This is a genomic window from Nonomuraea roseola (assembly GCF_039535395.1).
Lineage (GTDB): Bacteria > Actinomycetota > Actinomycetes > Streptosporangiales > Streptosporangiaceae > Nonomuraea > Nonomuraea roseola.
In genome coordinates this window covers 1,139,962-1,159,424 of the sequence record NZ_BAAAXC010000015.1, presented here as the reverse complement: position 1 = coordinate 1,159,424, position 19,463 = coordinate 1,139,962, and the positions used below count along the sequence as shown (strand labels likewise).

The 19,463-nt window shown below is 69.1% G+C and carries 15 protein-coding genes; 2 read left to right on the top strand and 13 right to left on the bottom strand.

Annotated elements, in window-relative coordinates; genetic code table 11:
• Positions 1-16: 16 nt before the first annotated feature.
• The 9 genes from ABFX55_RS28465 to ABFX55_RS28425 form a co-directional block, all read right to left on the bottom strand.
• Entirely contained in the window at positions 17-1,012 is a 996-nt protein-coding gene (locus tag ABFX55_RS28465) for a LacI family DNA-binding transcriptional regulator (RefSeq protein ID WP_346125833.1), read from the bottom strand.
• The gene (locus ABFX55_RS28460) at positions 1,009-1,911 is read right to left on the bottom strand and encodes a carbohydrate ABC transporter permease (protein WP_346125832.1); all 903 of its coding nucleotides are present in this window, start codon (positions 1,909-1,911) and stop codon (positions 1,009-1,011) included. The genes ABFX55_RS28465 and ABFX55_RS28460 overlap by 4 nt, the downstream gene beginning before the upstream one ends.
• Positions 1,908-2,879: a carbohydrate ABC transporter permease gene (locus ABFX55_RS28455; RefSeq protein ID WP_346131274.1), complete on the bottom strand. Its 972-nt coding sequence runs from the start codon at positions 2,877-2,879 to the stop codon at positions 1,908-1,910. The genes ABFX55_RS28460 and ABFX55_RS28455 overlap by 4 nt, the downstream gene beginning before the upstream one ends.
• Positions 2,880-2,969: 90 nt before the next feature.
• Positions 2,970-4,304, bottom strand: coding sequence for an ABC transporter substrate-binding protein (locus ABFX55_RS28450; RefSeq protein ID WP_346125831.1), 1,335 nt, complete (start codon positions 4,302-4,304; stop codon positions 2,970-2,972).
• Positions 4,305-4,423: 119 nt separating this feature from the next.
• A complete protein-coding gene (locus tag ABFX55_RS28445) occupies positions 4,424-5,827 on the bottom strand; it encodes a GH1 family beta-glucosidase (RefSeq protein WP_346125830.1) in 1,404 nt (467 codons plus the stop codon).
• On the bottom strand, positions 5,824-6,633 hold the full coding sequence (locus ABFX55_RS28440; RefSeq protein ID WP_346125829.1) for a carbohydrate ABC transporter permease: 810 nt from the start codon (positions 6,631-6,633) through the stop codon (positions 5,824-5,826). The genes ABFX55_RS28445 and ABFX55_RS28440 overlap by 4 nt, the downstream gene beginning before the upstream one ends.
• The gene (locus tag ABFX55_RS28435) at positions 6,630-7,583 is read right to left on the bottom strand and encodes a carbohydrate ABC transporter permease (protein ID WP_346125828.1); all 954 of its coding nucleotides are present in this window, start codon (positions 7,581-7,583) and stop codon (positions 6,630-6,632) included. The genes ABFX55_RS28440 and ABFX55_RS28435 overlap by 4 nt, the downstream gene beginning before the upstream one ends.
• A gap of 61 nt (positions 7,584-7,644) precedes the next feature.
• On the bottom strand, positions 7,645-8,952 hold the full coding sequence (locus tag ABFX55_RS28430; protein ID WP_346125827.1) for an ABC transporter substrate-binding protein: 1,308 nt from the start codon (positions 8,950-8,952) through the stop codon (positions 7,645-7,647).
• A 233-nt stretch (positions 8,953-9,185) separates the two neighbouring features.
• Positions 9,186-10,085, bottom strand: coding sequence for a serine/threonine-protein kinase (locus tag ABFX55_RS28425; protein WP_346125826.1), 900 nt, complete (start codon positions 10,083-10,085; stop codon positions 9,186-9,188).
• Between the two features lie 239 nt (positions 10,086-10,324).
• Between ABFX55_RS28425 and ABFX55_RS28420 the strand changes: the two genes are divergently transcribed.
• Positions 10,325-11,236, top strand: a complete 912-nt coding sequence (locus ABFX55_RS28420) for a hypothetical protein (RefSeq protein ID WP_346125825.1) — start codon at positions 10,325-10,327, stop codon at positions 11,234-11,236.
• 157 nt (positions 11,237-11,393) lie between these two features.
• Here ABFX55_RS28420 and ABFX55_RS28415 read toward each other — a convergent pair whose 3' ends face one another.
• The 4 genes from ABFX55_RS28415 to ABFX55_RS28400 form a co-directional block, all read right to left on the bottom strand.
• Complete coding sequence (locus tag ABFX55_RS28415; protein WP_346125824.1) at positions 11,394-14,855, bottom strand: methylmalonyl-CoA mutase family protein; 3,462 nt, start codon at positions 14,853-14,855, stop codon at positions 11,394-11,396.
• Positions 14,856-14,909: 54 nt separating this feature from the next.
• Entirely contained in the window at positions 14,910-15,920 is a 1,011-nt protein-coding gene (locus ABFX55_RS28410; protein WP_428834792.1) for a CHAP domain-containing protein, read from the bottom strand.
• A gap of 233 nt (positions 15,921-16,153) precedes the next feature.
• Positions 16,154-16,648 (bottom strand): hypothetical protein, encoded by a 495-nt coding sequence (locus ABFX55_RS28405; RefSeq protein WP_346125823.1) that lies wholly within the window; start codon positions 16,646-16,648, stop codon positions 16,154-16,156.
• 75 nt (positions 16,649-16,723) lie between these two features.
• Complete coding sequence (locus ABFX55_RS28400; RefSeq protein ID WP_346125822.1) at positions 16,724-17,494, bottom strand: PP2C family protein-serine/threonine phosphatase; 771 nt, start codon at positions 17,492-17,494, stop codon at positions 16,724-16,726.
• Between the two features lie 75 nt (positions 17,495-17,569).
• On the opposite strand from ABFX55_RS28400, the gene ABFX55_RS28395 reads away from it, so the two are divergent.
• A complete protein-coding gene (locus ABFX55_RS28395; RefSeq protein ID WP_346125821.1) occupies positions 17,570-19,426 on the top strand; it encodes an N-6 DNA methylase in 1,857 nt (618 codons plus the stop codon).
• The last annotated feature ends 37 nt before the right edge of the window (positions 19,427-19,463 follow it).

The window sequence follows — 19,463 nt, the reverse complement described above, 5'->3', positions numbered from 1 at the left end:
CCCCGTGGCCAGCATCTCAGGAGGATTCGCGGATGACCAGTTCGGTCGGCAGGATCACCGGCTCGGCCGAGCCGCCTTCGAACAGCCCGATCAGCAGCCTCGTCATGGCCGCGGCCTGCTCGAAGATGTGGTGGCGGACCGTGGTCAGCGGCGGGTCGGTGTACTTGGCCGCCTCGATGTCGTCGAAGCCGACCACCGCGACGTCGTCGGGCACCCTGCGGCCCGCCTGCCGCAGCGCCTGCAGCGCCCCCACGGCCATCAGGTCGTTGGCGCAGAAGACGGCGTCGAGCGCGGGGTCGTCCTCCAGCAGCTGCCGCATCGCGATGGCGCCGGACTCGCGGGTGAAGTCGCCGACCGCGACGATCGAGCGACGGTCGGAGCCGCGCAGCACGTCGCGGTAGCCCGCGAGCCGGTCGATCCCGGCGATCATGTCCTGCGGCCCCGCGATGGTGGCGATCCTGCGCCGCCCCGACTCCACCAGGTGCGTGACGGCCTCGGCCGCGCCACCGACGTTGTCGTTGTCGACGTAGGGGATGTCTATGGGGACGGCCGGCCTGCCGTATGAGACGACGGGCACCCGCATGCGCGCGATGGCGGCCGGCAGCGGGTCAGCCCCGTGCATCGAGATGAGCATGACCCCGTCGACGTGCCCGCTGGCGATGTAGCGCTCGATCCTGGCCTGGCTCTTGGCCGAGCTGGTCAGCATGAGCACGATCTGCTTGTCGGCCGCCTCCAGCTCGACGCTCGCCGAGCGGATGACGGTGGAGAACATCGGGTCCTCGGAGAACACCCTGGTCGGCGGCTCGGAGAAGACCAGCGCGATGGAGTCGGTGCGCTGGGTCACCAGGCTGCGCGCGGCCGAGTTGGGCACGTAGCCCAGCTCGTCGACAGCGCGCAGCACCGCGTCACGGATGTCGGGCGCCACCGTGGCCTGCCCGTTGACCACCCGGGAGACCGTGGCACGCGAAACCCCAGCCCTGGCGGCGACCGCCTCCAGCGTGGGGCGCCTCATCCCTTGACGCTTCCGGCCAGGAGCCCTCGGACGAAATACCGCTGCATCGACAGAAAGACCACGAGAGGAATGATGACAGAGACGAACGCCCCGGCGGTCAGGCGCTGCCACTCGTTGCCGCGCGTGCCCGCCATCTGGGCCAGCCGTACGGTCATGGGCGCGCTCTCGGCGGTGCCGCCCGCGAAGATCAGCCCCACCAGCAGGTCGTTCCACACCCACAGGAACTGGAAGATCGCCAAGCTGGCCAGGGCGGGCGCGACCAGCGGCAGCACGATCCTGCGGAAGATCATGCCGTGCGTGGCCCCGTCTGCGCGGGCGGCCTCCATCAGCTCGCCGGGCAGCTCGGACATGAAGTTGTGCAGCAGGAAGACGCTCAGCGGCAGCCCGAAACAGGTGTGGGCGAACCAGACCTGGACGAACCTGCCGGTGCCCTCCAGGTTCCAGGCGGGAAGCAGCTGCAGTCCGAAGACCTCGATGCCCTGGGAGAAGAACGACAGCAGCGGCACCAGCGCCATCTGCAGCGGCACCACCTGGAGCGCGAAGATGCCGATGTAGATCCAGTCGCGGCCCCTGAACGGCAGCCAGGCCAGCGCGTAGGCGGCGAACGAGCCGAAGGCCAGCGGGAACAGCACCGAGGGCACGGTGATGACGATCGAGTTGATGAGGAAGCTGGCCAGCTGTCCAGAGGAGGAGGACGCGCCGAACAGCACCTCCTGGTAGTTCTCCAGGGTGAGCTCGGGGGCGGAGAAGAAGGTCCACCAGCCGGTGGACTTGATCTGGTCCTCCTGCCTGAAGGACGACAGCAGCAGGCCGAAGGTCGGCGTCGTCCACAGCAGCGCGATCAGCATCGCGACAAGGGAGGCCGTCCTGCTGGACAGGCTCGCGCGCACGCTCGTCATCGGACGGCCTTCCTGGTCCTGAGCTGGTAGACGACGACCGGGGTGACCAGAACGAACAGGAAGACCGCCAGCGCGGAGCCCCTGCCGGTCTCGCCGTAGCGGAAGGCCTGGTTGTACATCTCGTTGGCCAGGACGCTCGTGTCGAACTGGCCGCCGGTCATCGTGCGGACGATGTCGAAGAGCTTCAGCATGCCGAACGACTGGGTGACCAGCACGACGATGATCGCCGGCCTGATCGACGGCAACGTCACCCTGAAGAACATCTGCGACGGACCCGCGCCGTCGAGTTTCGCCGCCTCCACGATGTCGGAGGGGATGCTCTTGATGGCCGCCGACAGCACGACCGTGGCGAAGCCCGCCTGGATCCACACCATCACCACGATCAGGAAGAGCGTGTTGAGCGGCGAGTCGAGCAGCCACTGCCGGGGCTCGCCGCCGAACCACACGACGACCTGGTTGAGCAGGCCGATCTGGTCGGCGCCCTCGGGGCGGTAGGCGTAGACGAACTTCCAGATGATGCCCGCCCCGACGAACGAGATGGCCATCGGCAGGAAGACCAGCGTCTTGGCCAGCGACTCGAACCTGCTGTGGTCCACGATCACCGCGTAGACCAGCCCGATCGCGGTCACCAGCAACGGCACGAGCACGACCCATGCGAGGGTGTTGCGCAGCACGGTGACGGCCTCGGGCTGGGTGAACATCCAGGCGTAGTTGGCCAGGCCGACGAAGTCCGTGCCGTCACCGCTCATGAACGACAGCAGCGTCGTGCGCACGGCGGGGACGATCAGGCCGATGGTCAGCAGCGTGACGGCGGGCGCTAGCAGGATCGCCGCGTGCAGCCTGGCCCGCTGCCGCATCGGCGTCCGGTCGAGGAGCAGCAGGACGAGGCCGACCACGGCCAGGAAGGCCACGACGCCGATCGCCAACTGCACGAACTTCGGCGACTCGGCGCTCAGGTCGAAGTCCAGGTCCAAGGATCCTCCTGGTGGTCCTTCCGGGGAGAGGCGGTACGGCGGGCGCCGGTGCCCGCCGTACCGCGACGTGTCACGACGGGGCTGTCAGGACGGGGGCCAGGAGGCGTCGATGTAGTCGAGCACCGTCCTGGTGTCCTTGCCGTTGATCCAGTCCGTCATGCCCTTCCAGAAGGAGCCCGACCCGACGGCGGCGGGCATCAGGTCGGAGCCGTCGAACCTGAACACGGTCGCGGGGTCCCCGAGCATCTCCATCGACAGCTTGTCGATCGGGTTCTGCGCGTTGGCCAGGTCCACGCCCTTGCGCGCGGAGACGTAGGTGCCCAGCTTCATCCTGGCGTTGGCGTGCTCGGCGGTGGCCAGGTAGCGCTGGAACGCCTTGACCTCGGGCCTGTCGGTGAAGGCGGCGACGAACTCGCCCGCGCCGAGCACGGGCTTGCTGGAGGCGTCCTTTCCCGGCAGGTAGAAGGCGAAGACGTCACCGTCCTGGGCGACCTTCGTGCCCTCGGGCCAGAAGTTGGCGTAGAAGGAGGCCTGGCGGTGCATCGCGCACTTGCCCGTCGTGATCGGCACGCCGCCCTCCTGGAAGGCGGTGCTCGCGATCGACTTGACGGGGCCGTAGCCGCCGTTGACGTACTTGTCGTTCTTGAGGATCGCGCCGACCTTGTCCACGGCGGCGAGGACCTTGGGGTCGTTGAACTTCAGCTCGTGCGCGACCCACCTGTCGTACTCCTCGGGGCCGAGCTCGCGCAGGATGACGTCCTCGATCCAGTCGGTGGCGGGCCAGCCGGTGGCCTCGCCCGACTCGATGCCCGCGCACCAGGGCTTGACGCCGCCCGCCGCGATCGTCTCGGTGAGCGTCATCAGCTCGTCCCAGGTCGTCGGGACCTTCCAGCCCTTCTCCTGGAAGGTCTTGGGCGAGTACCAGACGAAGGACTTCACGCTGGCGCCCAGCGGCGCGGCGTAGAAGGCGCCGTCGACGGTGCCGTAGTTCAGCCAGTCCTTGGACCAGCCCTCCTCGGCCAGCGTCTTGACCTCGGCGGGAGCGGGCTTCAGCTTGCCCGCCTTGGCGAAGCGCGCCAGGAGACCGGGCTGGGGGAAGAAGGCCAGGTCGGGAGGGGTGCCGCCGTCGGAGCGGACCTGGATCTGCGCCTCGAACTCGCCGGTGCCCTCGTAGGTGATCTTCATGCCGGTGCACTTCTCGAACGGCTTCCAGTTCTGCTGGAAGAGGTCGGCCTCGGCGTCACGGATGGGGGAGTAGACGCTGACCTTCTTGCCGTCGTGCTTGCCGTACGCGGAGAAGGCGGCGCAGTCGGCCGATGTGCTCCCCTCGGCCTCTGGTTCGGTGGGAGTGGAGCCGCAGCCGGTGGCGACCAGTGCCAGACCGACGGCCCCGACGAGTAGTCGGGAGGCAAACGCCATGTGCATCCTCCTAGGCCGTGAGAGCGTTCTCTGAGGATTGTTTGCGCACATAACGAGGTCAATATCTGTGATGTCACGGTTCGTTGGGAGCCCAGGAAATCACCCGGGCTCCCCCCGGCTCACAGACCGTTGCGGCTGATCACGTCCCGGTACCAGAGCGCGCTGTCCTTGAGGGTGCGCGCCTGGGTGGTGTAGTCGACGTGGACGACGCCGAACCTGCGGCCGTAGCCCTCGGCCCACTCGAAGTTGTCCAGCAGCGACCACACCAGGTAACCGCGCAGGTCGGCGCCCGCCTCGATGGCCTCGTGCGCCGCGCGCAGGTGTCCCTCCAGGTAGCCGAGCCTGGCGTCGTCGTGGACCCTGCCGTCCTCCACCACGTCGTCGAAGGCGGCGCCGTTCTCGGTGACCATGAGGCCGACCCGCGGGTAGTCCTGCGACAGCCGTACGAGCAGGCGGGACAGGCCGCTGGGCACGATCGGCCAGCCCATCGCGGTGACGGGAGCCTCGACGGTGGCGAACCGCACGCCCTCGGAGCCAGGCCACGCCGCGTCCGCGGGCAGTCCAGGGCCGTCCTCGACCACGCAGGGGTTGTAGTAGTTGACCCCCACCAGGTCGATCGGGGCGTTGATGATCTCCAGGTCGCCGTCGAGGACGTGCGCGGTGCCGCCGTTGCGTTCCGCGGCCTCCAGCACCTCCTCGGGGTAGCGGCCGAGCAGCGCCGGGTCGAGGAACTGGCGCGTCAGCAGTGCGTGGACACGGTGCGCGGCCGCCGCGTCGGCCTCCGACACCGCCGCGGAGGGATCGTTCACCTGGGCGGGTGTCAGCACGGGAGCCGAGTTGACCACCAGCATGATCTCCTCGGCGCCCGCCGAGCGCAGCGCGCTCGCCGCGAGCCCGTGGCCGAGCAGCAGGTGGTGCGCGGCCCTGAGCGCGTCATGGGCGGAGGTACGGCCAGGCGCGTGCACGCCGTTGCCGTAGCCGAGGAAGGCCGAGACCCATGGCTCGTTGAGCGTGGTCCAGTGGCTCACCCTGTCGCCGAGGCGGTCGTACATGATCGCGGCGTAGTCGGCGAAGCGGTAGGAGGTGTCGCGGGAGGTCCAGCCCCCCAGGTCCTCGAGCGCCTGGGGCAGGTCCCAGTGATAGAGCGTGACATAGGGCGCGATGCCCGCTTCGAGTAGCGTGTCCACCAGCCTGTCGTAGAAGGCCAGACCCGCCTGGTTGGCCGCCCCCGAGCCGGTGGGCTGGATCCTCGGCCAGGCGACGGAGAACCGGTAGGCGTTCAGGCCCAGGTCCTTCATCAGCGCCACGTCGTCGCGATAGCGGTGGTAATGGTCGCAGGCCACCTCGCCGGTGTCGCCCTCGCGCACCTTGCCGGGCGTGGCGGAGAAGGTGTCCCAGATCGAAGGGCCCCGCCCGTCCGCCTTGGCCGCGCCCTCGATCTGGTAGGAGGCGGTCGCCGCGCCCCAGACGAAGTTCTCAGGGAAGACCACGGTCCCCCGCGTCTCCATGGTCGTGATCGTCATCCCTTGACAGCTCCTTGCATGATTCCTCCGATGATCTGCTTGCCGAGCAGGATGAAGACGAGGATCAGCGGCAGGGTCCCCACCGCCGTCCCCGCCAGCCCGAGCACGTAGTCGTTGACATAGCCGCTGGCGAGTGTCGAGAGCGCCACCTGCACCGTCGGGTTCTCCGGGGTCAGGACCACCAGCGGCCAGAAGTAGTCGTTCCACGCCGACATGAACGTCAGCATTCCGAGCACGGCCGCCGCGGGCCTGGCCGTGGGCAGCACCACGTGCCAGAACAGGCGCCAGGTCGTCGCGCCGTCGACCCGCCCCGCCTCCAGGAGCTCGGTGGGCAGCGCCCGCGAGAGGTACTGCGTCATGAAGAACACCCCGAAGGCGTTCACCAGCGCCGGCACCACCAGGGCGTACATCGAGCCCGTCCACTCGATCTTCACCATGAGCATGTAGAGCGGGATGATGCCCAGCTGCGCGGGGACCATCATGGTCGCCACCGTGATGAGCAGCAGGATGTTCTTGCCCCTGAAACTGAGCTTGGCGAAGGCGAACCCCGCCAGAGTCGAGAAGAACATCACCGCCACCGCGATCGACCCCGCCACCAGGAAGGAGTTGAGCAGCGCCATGGCGAAGGGCACCGTGTCGAAGACGCGCGCCACGTTGGCGAAGAAGTTGCCGCCGGGCAGCAGCGGCGGCGGCACCTCGGCCAGCGCCGAGTTGTGCCGCGAGGCCACCACCACGCTGTAGTAGAGCGGGAAGACCGAGAAGAACGCCACCGCCAGCAGCGTCAGATAGGTGAGGCGTCGTCTCACTTGAAGGCACCTCCCATGCGGCGGGTCAGCAGGTAGTTCACCCCGGCGGCCAGTACCACGAACAGGAACATCACCCACGAGGCGGCCGAGGCGTAGCCGAAGTCGAACTTGTTGAAGCCCAGGTCGTAGACGTAGAGGGCGAGGGTCTGGAACTGGTGGTCGGGGCCGCCGCTGGTGATGCCGCCCGCGCCGCTGCCCGCGCCGAACAGCAGGGGCTCGGCCAGGATCTGCATCGCGCCGATCGTCGAGACGGTGACCACGAAGACGATGGTCGGCCTGATCATCGGGATGGTGATCTTCCGTAGCTGCGTCAGGTTGGACGCGCCGTCGAGCGTGGCCGCCTCGTACAACTCCTTGGGCACGGCCTGCATGGCGGCCAGGAAGATCAGCGCGTTGTAGCCCGTCCACCTCCACATGATCATCGCCGAGATGGCCACGTGCGAGGTGGCGGTGCCCTCCGCCCACGCGACACCGTCGATCCCGAACCACGACAGCATCCAGTTGATCAGCCCGTAGTCGCGGCCGAAGAGCTGGCTGAAGATGACCACGACCGCGACCACGCTGGTCACGTTCGGCACCAGCAGAGTGATACGGAAGAACGTCTGCGCCCGCAGCGGGCGGTTGAGCAGGTGCGCCAGCCAGATCGCCAGCACCAGCTGCGGGACCGTCGAGATGATCCCGATCGAGAAGGTGTTGAACGTGGCGTTCCAGAAGTAGCCGTCACCGAGCAGGGTGGTGAAGTTCTCCGCCCCGATGAAGGTGTGCACGTCGGAGGTGAGCGTCCACTCGTGCAGGCTCACCCAGGCGGTGAAGATCAGCGGGAAGACGCCGAAGGCGCAGAACAGCAGGAAGAAGGGGGCGATGTAGGCGTAGGGCGACAGCTTGAGGTCGAGCGTGTGCCTGACCAGCCGCCGGTGCCTGCGCCTCGCCGTGGCTTGGAGCGTGGCCATGCGGGGTCCTCTGGTGTCATGCGGTACGGCGGAGCGGGCGGCCGCCCCGCCGTACCGGCCGCTACTTGATCTTCTGGACGTCCGAGATGACCTGCGCCCACGCCTCGTCGGGTGTCTGCTTGCCCTGCTCGACGCGGCCGAGGCCGTCGCCGATGGCCACGCGCACGTCGCCCTCCTTGGGGCCGAGGTGCTGCGGCTTGAGGCTGCGCGCCGCGTCGGAGTAGATCTTGCCGATCGGCGCGTCACCGAAGAACGGCTTGGTGAAGCTCTGGATCGACGGGTCGTCGTAGAGCGCGGGGATCGAGGGGAACGTGCCCTCCTCCTTGAACACCCTCGCCTGGTTGTCCTTCGAGGTGAGGAAGTCGATCAGTTCGGCGGCCTCCTTGGGGTGCTTGCCCTGCTTGGGCAGGAGCAGGTGGGAGCCGCCGCTGTTGCCCGAACCGCCGGGGACCTTCGCGATGTCCCACTTGCCCGTGGCGTCCTTGGCCTGCTCCTGGATGTAGCCGGTCATCCAGGCGGGGCAGATGATCGTGGCGAACGAGCCCTTGGCGAAGCCGGTGTTCCACGGCGGGGAGAAGGCGGCGAGCTTGGCCGTCAGGTCGTTCTGGGTGAGCTGGTTGGACAGGTCCCACGCCTTCTTGACCTCGGGGTTGGTGCCCACGACGATCTGGTCCTGCGCGTCGTAGAGGCCGACGGGAGCCTGGTTGACGATCGCGCGGAAGATCTCGCCGGGCGAGTCGACGAACTTGGCGTCCTTGACGCTGCCGGCGAACTTCCTGCCCGTCTCGATGTACTGCTCCCACGTGGGCCAGAGCTCGGCCACCTTCTCGCGGTCGGTCGGCAGCCCCGCCTTCTCGAACAGGTCCTTGCGGTAGCACATGGCCAGGCCGCCGACGTCGGTGCCGAGGCCGAGCAGCTTCGAGCCGTCCTTCGACAGGCCCTGCTGCCACTTCCAGTCGAGGTAGTCGCTCTGGCGCTTGTCCAGGCCGTACTGCTTGAGGTCGTGGAACTTGTCGGCCTGCGCGGTGAACGAGCTGATGTAGCCGACCTCCACGGCCTCGATGTCGGCGGCGCCCGCGTTCGTGGCCAGCCGCTTGACGAGGTTGTTGTGGTGGTCGTTGAACTGCGTGACCCGCTCGACGACCTCCACGTTGGGGTGCGTCTTCTTGTACTCCTCGTACAACGGTTTGAAGCCGAAGTCGCCGAAGAGGGCGATGCTGAGCGTCACCTTCTCCGCGGGCGTGCCTGCGGTGGTGCCGCTGGGAGCCTCGCCGCCACAGGCGGCGAGAGCGAGGGCGAGCGCGGACGCGGTGAGCACCGGTACGGCGAGCCGCCCGAAGCGGCGGGCCTGGGAGTACGGCGTGGCCATGGAACCCTCCCTGAGGGCAAGGTGGTGATGAGGTAGGTGAGAGAGCGCTCTCTCAGAGAGATTGCTGGCCGGGCCGCCCCCTGTCAACGGATCGTTTCGGTAACCATTCAGAGAGCGCTCTCTCGTTTTTCGCCGTGTTTGCCCAGGTCACAGCGATGATTAGACAGCACTGGGAGCGCTCCCAGCAAGAGGGTGCGTTTCCAGAGTGTTATCTGGAACGGGAGAGCGTTCTCTCAGCCGAGGACGCGACCGGCCATCCTGGCGTACATCCTGCCCGGACTCGGCACCACGGGGGAGGTGAGGAAGCCGGGCAGCATCGGCAGATCCACCGCGAAAGGCTCCAGCCGCCCGTACAGCTCGTTGGCGTCCTTCGGCCGGTCCTCCACGGACTTCTCCAGCACGTCCGACAGCACCCTCTCCAGCGCGGAGGGAAGCCCGGGAACCGTCGGCGGGCGCTCCTTGACCTGCTTCTCGAAGACCACGTACTCCGTCGGCCCGGTGAACAGCTGGCGGCCCGTCAGCATCTCGTGCAGCACGCAGCCCAGCGAGTACAGGTCGCTGCGCGGCTCGGCGACGCCGCGCTGGATCTGCTCGGGCGCCATGTAGGCGGGCGTGCCGAGGATCTGCCCGATCCTGGTGAACTGCGAGCCGTCGGTCTCGCGCCGCATCGCCAGCCCGAAGTCGAGCACCTTCAGGCTGCCGTCGGGACACAGCATGAGGTTCGTCGGCTTCAGATCGCGATGGCAGATCTCCAGCGCGTGGGCGGCCGACAGCACCGCGCACGCCTGGGCCGCGATGGCCACCGCCCAAGGGACGGGCAGCGGACCGTGCTCGCTGACCAGGTCGGCGACGGTGACGCCGTCGATGAACTGCATCACCTGGTAGAGGCGCTGCTCGTGGGTGCCGAAGTCGTACAGGACGGGCGCGCCGGGGTGTTCGAGACGGGCCAGGATGCGCGCTTCCCTGATGAACCTGCGCTCGAGTTCCTCGTCGGGGCCCTTGCCGGGGAGGGGGTGGAGCAGCTTGACGGCCACCCTGCGATCGAGATGCCGATCGTGACCCCGGTAGACGGCGCCCATGGCGCCACGGCCCAGGGGGAGGTCGTCGAGCTCATACCGGTCGCCGATGACCATTCGCCCTCCCTGCGCCTCTCGGAAAAAGCTACACCAACCACCCCGGCCCCCGATCATCACGCGATTCGGGGACTCGCGGGCCCTGTGGCTCTGGGAAAGGCATCATCCTCACCTCCGGCCCGCCGCCGCTCTCCCCGTCCCCGTTGACCACCGCCTCGGTGTCCCGGATGACTGTATGGCGCTTGGCGCGCCCCTGGTGGGGTGGAGGGCCCGGCCTTCCCCATGAGATGCCGCTGGAAATGATCCAGCGGCGTCCCGGATTCGCGCTGGAGCTTCTCGCGCTCGCGACCGACGGCGATCCGACCGGCTACGGCGATGTGCGCCTGGAGTCGGTGGACATGAACGTCCGTCTCCCTGTCGAATACCGAGCCGACTCCGTGGTCTCGCTGACCGCGCCCGACGGCGAACGCGTCTTCGTCATCATCGAGATCCAGAACAGGCACATCAAGGAGAAGATCTGGGCCTGGCTCTCTTATGTCGGCTGCCTGATGGGCACGCGCAAGTGCCCCGTGATGCTGGTCGTCGTCTGCCCTGACAAGAGCGTCGCCGCCCACTACGACCAGCCCATCCAGATCGAGCACTCCTGCGTCGTCCTGAGGCCGACGGTGGTCGGGCCTGACAAGTTGCCCGTTCTCAGTGAGCCGGAGGACATCGCCGCCTCACCTGAGCTGGCGACGCTCGGCGCCATCGGGCATCCCACTCTTGACACGGCCGTCGCTGTCGCGACCCGGCTCGTCGCTCTTCGTGACGACCGCGGAGCTCACTATTACTCTTACCTGAAGACACACCTTCCTGATTCGATCGGGCCTGTCTTGGAGGAAATCGTGGTCACCACCGTTCCACTGGTCAGTGACTCATTCACCCGCATCTTCGAGGCCCGAGGCGAGGCCCGAGGCGAGGCCCGAGGCGAGGCCCGAGGCGAGGCCCGAGGCGAGGCCCGAGGCGAGGCCCGAGGCGAGGCCCGAGGCGAGGCCCGAGGCGAAGCTCGGATGCTTCTCACGATGCTGGAGGCGCGGGGACTGCGCCTGGACGACGATCAGCGGCGGATCGTCGACGCTTGCGAGGATCCCGAGCAGCTTCTGCGGTGGGGTGCGCGGGCGGCGACGGCGGGCACCGTGGACGAGGTGTTCTCGGAGGACTCGGAGTCGTAGACGGGGCGGCGTGGGATCTGCTCGTCGCCCAGAGGTCGCCGTGTTCCGGCTGAACACGGCGACCGTCTGCGGTGGCTTCGGTGGGTCGGCTTGGAGCTTTCGTGGTCACCACCTCGGCGCCGGTCAGCGCCGAGGTGTTCGCCGGCGGCCCCGAGAGTTAGACGTTGCGGCGATACTGGCCGCCCGCCTCGAAGAGGGCTTCGGTGATCTGGCCGAGCGAGCACACCCTGGCCGCCTCCATCAGCACCTCGAACGCGTTCTCCTCCGACATCGCCACCTCCCGCAGCCGCCGTAGCGCCGCCGCCGACTCCGAGCGGTGCCTGGCGTGGAAGTCGTGCAGGCGGTCCAGCTGCGAACGCTTCTCCTCCTCGGTTCCGCGAGCCAGCTCCAACGGCCCGTGGTGCTCCTCGCCGCGAGGGTTGCGGAAGGTGTTCACGCCGATGATGGGCAGCGAGCCGTCGTGCTTGCGGGTCTCGTACAGCATCGACTCGTCCTGGATCTTGCCGCGCTGGTAGCCGGTCTCCATCGCGCCCAGTACGCCACCCCGGTCGGACAGGCGCTCGAACTCGCCCAGGACGGCCTCCTCCACCAGGTCCGTCAGCTCGTCGATGATGAACGAGCCCTGCAGCGGGTTCTCGTTGCGGGCCAGGCCCCACTCCCTGTTGATGATGAGCTGGATGGCCATCGCCCGCCGTACGGACTCGGCCGAGGGGGTGGTGACGGCCTCGTCGAAGGCGTTGGTGTGCAGGCTGTTGCAGTTGTCGTAGATCGCGATGAGGGCCTGCAGCGTGGTGCGGATGTCGTTGAAGTCCATCTCCTGGGCGTGCAGCGACCGTCCGGAGGTCTGGATGTGGTACTTCAGCTTCTGCGAGCGCTCCGCCGCGCCGTACCTCTCTCTCATGGCGACGGCCCAGATGCGGCGCGCCACGCGCCCGAGCACCGAGTACTCGGGGTCCATGCCGTTGGAGAAGAAGAACGACAGGTTGGGTGCGAAGTCGTCGATGCGCATGCCGCGCGCGAGGTACGCCTCGACGTAGGTGAAGCCGTTGGCCAGCGTGAAGGCCAGCTGGCTGATGGGGTTCGCGCCCGCCTCGGCGATGTGGTACCCGGAGATGGACACCGAGTAGAAGTTGCGCACCTGGTTGCGGATGAACCATTCCTGGATGTCGGCCATCATCCGCAGGGAGAACTCTGTGGAGAAGATGCAGGTGTTCTGGCCTTGGTCCTCTTTGAGGATGTCCGCCTGCACGGTGCCGCGCACCGTGGCCAGTGTCCTGGCCCGCAGCTCCTGCTCCTCCTGCGGGGACGGCTCGCGGCCCTCCTTGGCGCGGAAGCGTTCGAGCGCCTGGTCGACGGCGGCGTTGAGGAAGAAGGCCAGGATCGTGGGGGCGGGGCCGTTGATGGTCATCGAGACCGAGGTGTTCGGGGCCGACAGGTCGAAGCCGTCGTAGAGCACTTTCATGTCGTCGAGCGTCGCGATCGACACCCCCGAAGTGCCGACTTTTCCGTAGATGTCGGGACGGAGGTCGGGGTCGTTGCCGTACAACGTCACGGAGTCGAAGGCGGTCGACAGCCTGGTCGCGGGCTGGCCCTCGGACAGCAGCTTGAAGCGGCGGTTGGTGCGGAACGGGTCGCCTTCGCCGGCGAACATCCTGGTCGGGTCCTCGTCGTCCCGCTTGAAGGAGAAGACTCCGGCGGTGAACGGGAAGCGGCCCGGCAGGTTCTCCGAGCGCAGGAAGCGCAGCAGGTCGCCGTGGTCCTCGAAGCGGGGGAGCGCCACGCGGGGGATGCGGTTGCCCGAGAGGGTCTCGCGCCAGAGCGGGGTGTGGATCTCCCTGTCGCGCACCTTCACGACCAGCTCGTCGGCGGTGTACTGCGCCTTGATCGCGGGCCACTGCGTCAGCAGCGTCCTGCTCTCCTCGCTCAGCTCCCTCTCAGCCTGCCGGGCCAGCTCCTCCAGCCGCGCGTCGGTCCCCGAGGCGCCCGCTCCCGCCTCCGAGGCGCCCGCCCCCGGTTCCGAGGGGAAGGCTCCCGCCTCCGAGGCGGCCGGACCGACCTCAGCGGTGTAAGCGGTCGTCGCGCCCGCTCCGGTGCGTTCCGCCGGGTCGTCGGCCGGAGCTCCCGGTGAACGCGGGGTGAGGGCGGGGTTCAGGAGGGCGCGAACAGCGGCGAGCTGCTGACGCCGCCTGGCCACGGCCGCCTGGGCCATCGTCTCGGCGTGGTAGCCGCGCACGGTCTCGGCGATCTCCGCGAGATAGCGGACCCTGGCGGGCGGCACGACCGCCGCGGCCGTCTGGGAGGTACGTCCCCGCACCTTCGGCAGCAGGCCGGGACCCGCCGGCATGCCCCGCTCCACCAGCAGGTCACGCAGGTGGTGGTAGAGCGCGGTGACGCCCGCGTCGTTGTAGCGGGCCGCGATCGTGCCGAAGACCGGCATCTCGTCGGGCGAGACCCCGAAGGCCGCCCTGTTGCGCACCATCTGCCTGCGGACGTCGCGCAGCGCGTCCTCGGCGCCCCTGCGCTCGTACTTGTTGATCACCACGGCCTCGGCGAAGTCGAGCATGTCGATCTTCTCCAGCTGCGAGGCCGCGCCGAACTCGGGGGTCATGACGTAGATCGGCACGTCCACGTGCGGGACGATCCCCGCGTCGCCCTGCCCGATGCCGGGGGTCTCGACGACCACGAGGTCGTACCCTGCCGCTCTGCAGGCGGCGATCACGTCGTCGAGGCAGGCGGGCACCTCGCTGGACGCGCCGCGGGTGGCGAGGGAGCGGAAGTAGGTCTGCCCGCCGAGACTGTTCATCCTGATCCGGTCCCCGAGCAGCGCCCCGCCGCCGCGCCGCCTGGTCGGGTCGATGGCGATGACGGCGATGCGCAGCTTGTCGTCGTTGTCGACGCGGACCCGCCGCAACAGCTCGTCGGTCAACGACGACTTCCCCGAGCCGCCCGTCCCGGTGATCCCGAGCACGGGCGCCCTGCGTCCGGCGGACACGGGCGCGCCGGCGGGGGCCTCGGCGGCAGGGGTCTCCGCCGGAGCGGGGCCTCCGAGTGCGGGGGGTGTGGGGGAGGCGCCTCGGGCGCGGATGCCCTCCACCAGCTCGGCGGGGGCGCGGCCCGACTCGATGAGGGTGATGGCGCGGGCCAGCGCGGCCTGGTCGCCCGAGACGACGGCCTCGACGGACGGCGCGCCGCCCAGCTCGACGTCGCACTCCTCGATCAGCTTGTTGATCATTCCGGGCAGGCCGAGCCGCTGGCCGTCCTGGGGGGAGAAGATGCGGGCGACGCCACGGGAGTGCAGCAGCTCGATCTCCTCGGGGACGATCACGCCGCCGCCCCCGCCGTACACCCTGATGTGTCCCGCGCCGCGCTCGCGCAGCAGCTCGACGAGGTAGCTGAAGAACTCGACGTGCCCGCCCTGGTACGAGCTGATCGCCACGCCCTGCACGTCCTCCTGGATGGCGGCGGTGACGATCTCCTCGACGGACCGGTTGTGTCCGAGATGGACCACCTCGGCCCCTTGCACCTGCAAAATTCGCCGCATGATGTTGATCGCGGCGTCATGGCCGTCGAACAGCGCTGCGGCGGTCACGAATCGGACGGGATGGACCGGTGCGTGCACGCCAGATCACTCCTTTGTGAGGGGCCTCCCTTCCGAAGATACTAGGACGTCCTACTATTTCCCAGTGGCCGCCTCATAAGGCCTGCGTCGCTTGGCCGTACCCCCCGAAGCGGTGGAGGTGGGCTGGCGCCCGCTTCCGGGGGTACGGCCGGCCTGCGCGAGCTCGGCGGAACGGTCCACCGGGCCACGCAGGCGGTCTCCTTGCCCTGGACCCGCGCCGCGTCCGGGCGTGGGCTCTCGCGGGGAGGACTCGGGGGCCCGCACCCCTGCCGCGGCGGGCACGCGGGCCCTGTTCGCGGGGGCCGCGGCGCGTGGGCGGGGCACGCCGGTCATCGAGGGCACAGGAGCGCGGCGTCCGGCTCCAGCGGCACCGGTGGCGCGAGAGCTCCCTGACGCGCCCGTGGCACGAGGGGGCCTGACAGGTCCCGCTTCTGCGGAGGTGGTGAGGGCGGCTCCGGCCTGGGAGGCGCCGCTGGCCAGCCATGACACGAGCCCTCTGCGGTGACGGCCCGAGCCGCGGGAGCGTCCCGCCACCCTGAACGACACGACCACCGTGGTCAGCACCATCGCCGCCAGCAGCGCCTGTGGCGTGCCGAGCACGTCGAAGGGAGAGCCCTGCTGCTCGACCGTCACCCCCGGCAGAGCGGCCTGGACCGCGAAAGGCTCGGCCGGCTTCTCGGAAGGGCGCACCTCGATCAGCCCTGGACGCTCCTTGACCATGCGCGGCAGCCCGTATCCGACGACCTTCTCGGTGTCGCGCACCTTGCGCTTGAGCCAGACCCTGTCGACGTTCGCCTCGATCGTGTGGATCTTCGATCCGACGACCTTCTCGACGATGCCGACATGGTCGATGCCCTTGTAGCTCTTGCCGCCCTTCCAGTCGTAGAAGACCAGGGCTCCGGGCTCGGGTCGCTGCGACCACGCGCCCTGCTTGATGAACCAGGCCGCGTGCGACGGCGTCCACGCGAACTGCCCGACGAACTCCTGGACGCCCGCCTTCTGCGCCGCCCAGGAGATGAACATGTCGCACCAGGGCGCGTTGCGGTACTGGGAATCCTCGACCAGATCCGCGTACCACGTGCCGAACTTCGTGTACTGGCCGCCGTTCTCGCGATATCCGAGCTCAGGGCGAGCCGCCTCCAGTAGTCCTTCAGCGATCGGGTCCAGGACGACTCCTCCCCAGATGACCGGCGACTAACGAGGGACTGTAGTAGCGCCTCGGTTGTCGCGCTCCAGACATCCAGAAAGTGTCTAGATATGAGCCGAAATATTGGCTATGTGGCTGGTGGGACGCACTACTACAGGGAGGAGTAGAGGATCTTCCATGTGCCGGCGTAGAGGCAGACGTCGGACGGCTTGGAAGCGCGGCCCTCACTGCACACCTTGAGCTCGACGAGGGCCACGTTCCTGTCGGTGAACGCGAACGCCCGGGGCGTGCCCCTGGAGCAGTCGAGGTAGCTGCGGTGCTTGAAGGGCACGTTGCCGTCGTTCGTGCGGTAGGAGATGCGGAAGACCGCCCACCCGCAGCCCGGGCCCTTGGTCAGGTCGGTGACCCTGCCCTTGACGGCGACCGTGGAGGTGGCGGGGATGTGCGCCTTGTTCAGGCCCGAGGACGTCAGGGTCCCCTTGGCGACGGCCCTCTTGCCGGGCGCGTACCTGGGTCCCCAGTTCAGCTCTCCACCGGTCGCGGGCGCGACGGTGTCGGCGGAGGCAGAAGCGGAGGCGACGGTGACGGGGGCCGCCGTCAGCAGTCCGGCGGCGACGGCGATCATGATGGTACGGCTGGCTCTCATCGGATTCCCTTTCTCGTCTGCCGCGAGTGTGGAATCCGGCGCTTGCAACCCGCTGGAGAACCGCCGTACCCCGGCTCAGGACCCGACGCCCACCCTGTACATCGAGCTGGTGCTCTCCTCAGGAGGCACCACGTCGGCCACGATGACGGTCACGTTGTCGGGGCCGCCTCCCTCGTTGGCCAGCTCGATCAGTTTGCCGACCGCCGCGTCGGGCTCGGCGTAGGTCGTCAGGATCTCGTGCAGCGTCTCGGGCCCGAGCACGTCGGTCAGCCCGTCGGAGCACAACATGTAGCGGTCGCCCAGTTCCGCCTCGCGCAGCGACATGTCGGGCTCCGACCTGCCCTCGCTGCCCAGCACGCGCAACACCATCGACCGGCGCGGGTGAACCGCCGCCTGGTCCTCCGTGATGCGGCCTTCGTCCACCATCGACTGCACCAACGTGTGATCCTTGGTGATCTGGTAGAGCGCGCCTGCGCGCAGCAAGTAAGCACGGGAGTCGCCGAGATGGGCCAATGCGAACTTCGTGCCGTCCCACAACATGGCGGTCACGGTCGTGCCCATGCCCCTGCGCGCGGGGTCGATCTCGACCAGCTCCGCCAGCCTGCGCCCCGCCTCGAGCACGGCGGCCTCCAGGGCCGTTTCGAGGTCGGCGCCCGCCTCTGGCAAGCTGGCGTCGAGCTCGCGCAGCACCGCGATCGTGGCGGAGCTGGCAAGCTCGCCGGCCGCGTGGCCGCCCATCCCGTCCGCGATCGCCAGCATGCGGGCGCTCACGTAGCCCGAATCCTCGTTCTGCTCCCTTCGTCGGCCCACGTCCGACCCGGCGGCATAGCGGATGTTGTGCGTCATAGTATGCAGTAAATCATTGGTTGAAACACTTCACAAGCAGATGCGCTGAAGAGTGTTGTGAACTAATGTGGCCTCATGAGCCACGACCCGACCGTCAACGCCGGCGACATCGCCAGGCTCGCCGGTGTCGGGCGGGCCGCGGTGAGCAACTGGCGCCGCCGCCACGACGACTTCCCCAAACCGGTCGACGGAACCTCCGCCCAACCGTTGTTCGCGTTGCGCGAGGTCGAGGCATGGCTGAGTCGCTATGGGAAGTCCTACCAGGTCTCGCTGGCAGATCGCGCGTGGCAACGCCTGAAAGCTTCCGGAGATCTTCAGCTTGGCCGGCTCGTGGCCGCCGCGGGAGGCTTTCTCGCCTCGCTCGGGGAGCAGGGCGCCGCCGTGCGGAGCGACGACGGGAAGGCGCGCACCCTCGAGGAGGGGCACGGGCTCGACGCGGGTCTGACCACTCTGCTGGCCGAGCTGGCCGCCGAACGGGGCGCCAGGGCCGCCTATGAGTTCCTCTGCGCCCGCTACCTGGAGGCCCACTCCCGCAAGCTCTCCGTCACGCGCGAGGACGTCGCGGCCCTGATGGTACGGCTGGCCGCCCCCGAAGGCGGCACCGTCCTCGACCCCGCCTGCGGCCTCGCCACGCTCCCGCTGTCCCTGCCCACAGCCGACGACCCCGCCCAGGGAGAGCCCGCAGGAAACCCCGGCTCGGGCAGGGCCGTCAGGGTGCTCGGGCAGGAGCTGGAGGAGACCTCGGCCCGCATCGCCGCCGCCAGGCTCGCCCTGCGCGGCATCGAGGCCGAGATCGTCGCGGGCGACGCGCTCAGGCACGACGCCTTCCCCGGTGCCAGGGCCGACGCCGTCGTCTGCGACCCGCCCTTCAACGAGCGCTCGTGGGGCTACGACGAGCTCAGCGGCGACCCGAGGTGGGAGTACGGCCTGCCGCCGAGGGGCGAGTCCGAGCTGGCCTGGGTCCAGCACTGCCTCACCCACGTCAAGCCGGGCGGGCTGGTCGCCATCCTCATGCCTGCCGCCGCCGCCAGCCGCAGGGCTGGCCGCCGCATCAGGGGCAACCTGCTGCGCGCGGGCGCGCTGCGGGCCGTGGTGACGCTCTGGCAGGGCGGTCCCGACCTGTGGCTGCTGCGCAGGCCCGAGAGCGGTGAGCGCCCGCCGTCCGAGATCATGATCATGGACGCCGAAGGCGACCTCGCCAGGGTGGAGCCCGCCCTGAGCGAGGAGGGCCGCCGGGTGCGCATCATCGGCCTGCTCGACGACGAGGTCGACCTCAGCCCCGCGCGGCACGCGCCGCGTGGGGGCGCCGACCTCGGCAGGGCCTTCGCCGCCGCGCGCGAGCGCTTCCTCGCCGCCTCCGTCGACGCTCCCGACCTGCGGGTCCTCGACCAGCCGCTCGACCAGCCCGCCACCACGATCGGGGAGCTGGTCAAGGCGGGGCTGGTGACGATCCTGCAGGCGCCGCCGAGAATGGCGCTCGACGGCGGTGAGGTGCCCGTGCTGACCGCCGACGACGTGGAGCGCGGTGCCGGCGCCTCGGGCGCGACGAATCCCGAGGCCGGTCTGGTCACGGTCGAGCCCGGCGACGTCGTGGCCACCTACGCCACGGCCAGGGTCATCACGGCGGCAGGCGCGGTTCTGGGGCCTCAGCTCACCCTCTACCGGGCCGACCAGCGCCGCGTGGACCCGCACTTCCTCGCCGGGTTCCTGCGCTCGGCGGGTGCGCGCGTGCCCGCCGGTTCGAGCAGGGTGGACGCCCGCCGTACGCGCCTGCCGAGATTGTCGCTGGCCGAGCAGCGGGCCTACGGGGAGGCGTTCAGGCGGCTGGCCACGATGGAGGACGCGCTGAGGGAGGCGACCGCCCTGGGGGAGACGCTGATCAGGCTCGGGCACGAGGGCCTGGCCGACGGCCGGCTCCACCCCGAGCCCTGATCTGCGGCGGGACGCCTGGTGCTCGCCACCGCCGCCG

Excerpts from the sequence above, each read along its gene's own strand:
- ABFX55_RS28450 (WP_346125831.1), bottom strand. The coding sequence starts at position 4,304 with ATGGCGTTTGCCTCCCGACTACTCGTCGGGGCCGTCGGTCTGGCACTG.
- ABFX55_RS28445 (WP_346125830.1), bottom strand. The coding sequence starts at position 5,827 with ATGACGATCACGACCATGGAGACGCGGGGGACCGTGGTCTTCCCTGAG.
- ABFX55_RS28460 (WP_346125832.1), bottom strand. The coding sequence starts at position 1,911 with ATGACGAGCGTGCGCGCGAGCCTGTCCAGCAGGACGGCCTCCCTTGTC.
- ABFX55_RS28425 (WP_346125826.1), bottom strand. The coding sequence starts at position 10,085 with ATGGTCATCGGCGACCGGTATGAGCTCGACGACCTCCCCCTGGGCCGT.
- ABFX55_RS28465 (WP_346125833.1), bottom strand. The coding sequence starts at position 1,012 with ATGAGGCGCCCCACGCTGGAGGCGGTCGCCGCCAGGGCTGGGGTTTCG.
- ABFX55_RS28405 (WP_346125823.1), bottom strand. The coding sequence starts at position 16,648 with ATGAGAGCCAGCCGTACCATCATGATCGCCGTCGCCGCCGGACTGCTG.
- ABFX55_RS28435 (WP_346125828.1), bottom strand. The coding sequence starts at position 7,583 with ATGGCCACGCTCCAAGCCACGGCGAGGCGCAGGCACCGGCGGCTGGTC.
- ABFX55_RS28395 (WP_346125821.1), top strand. The coding sequence starts at position 17,570 with ATGAGCCACGACCCGACCGTCAACGCCGGCGACATCGCCAGGCTCGCC.
- ABFX55_RS28430 (WP_346125827.1), bottom strand. The coding sequence starts at position 8,952 with ATGGCCACGCCGTACTCCCAGGCCCGCCGCTTCGGGCGGCTCGCCGTA.
- ABFX55_RS28400 (WP_346125822.1), bottom strand. The coding sequence starts at position 17,494 with ATGACGCACAACATCCGCTATGCCGCCGGGTCGGACGTGGGCCGACGA.
- ABFX55_RS28420 (WP_346125825.1), top strand. The coding sequence starts at position 10,325 with ATGATCCAGCGGCGTCCCGGATTCGCGCTGGAGCTTCTCGCGCTCGCG.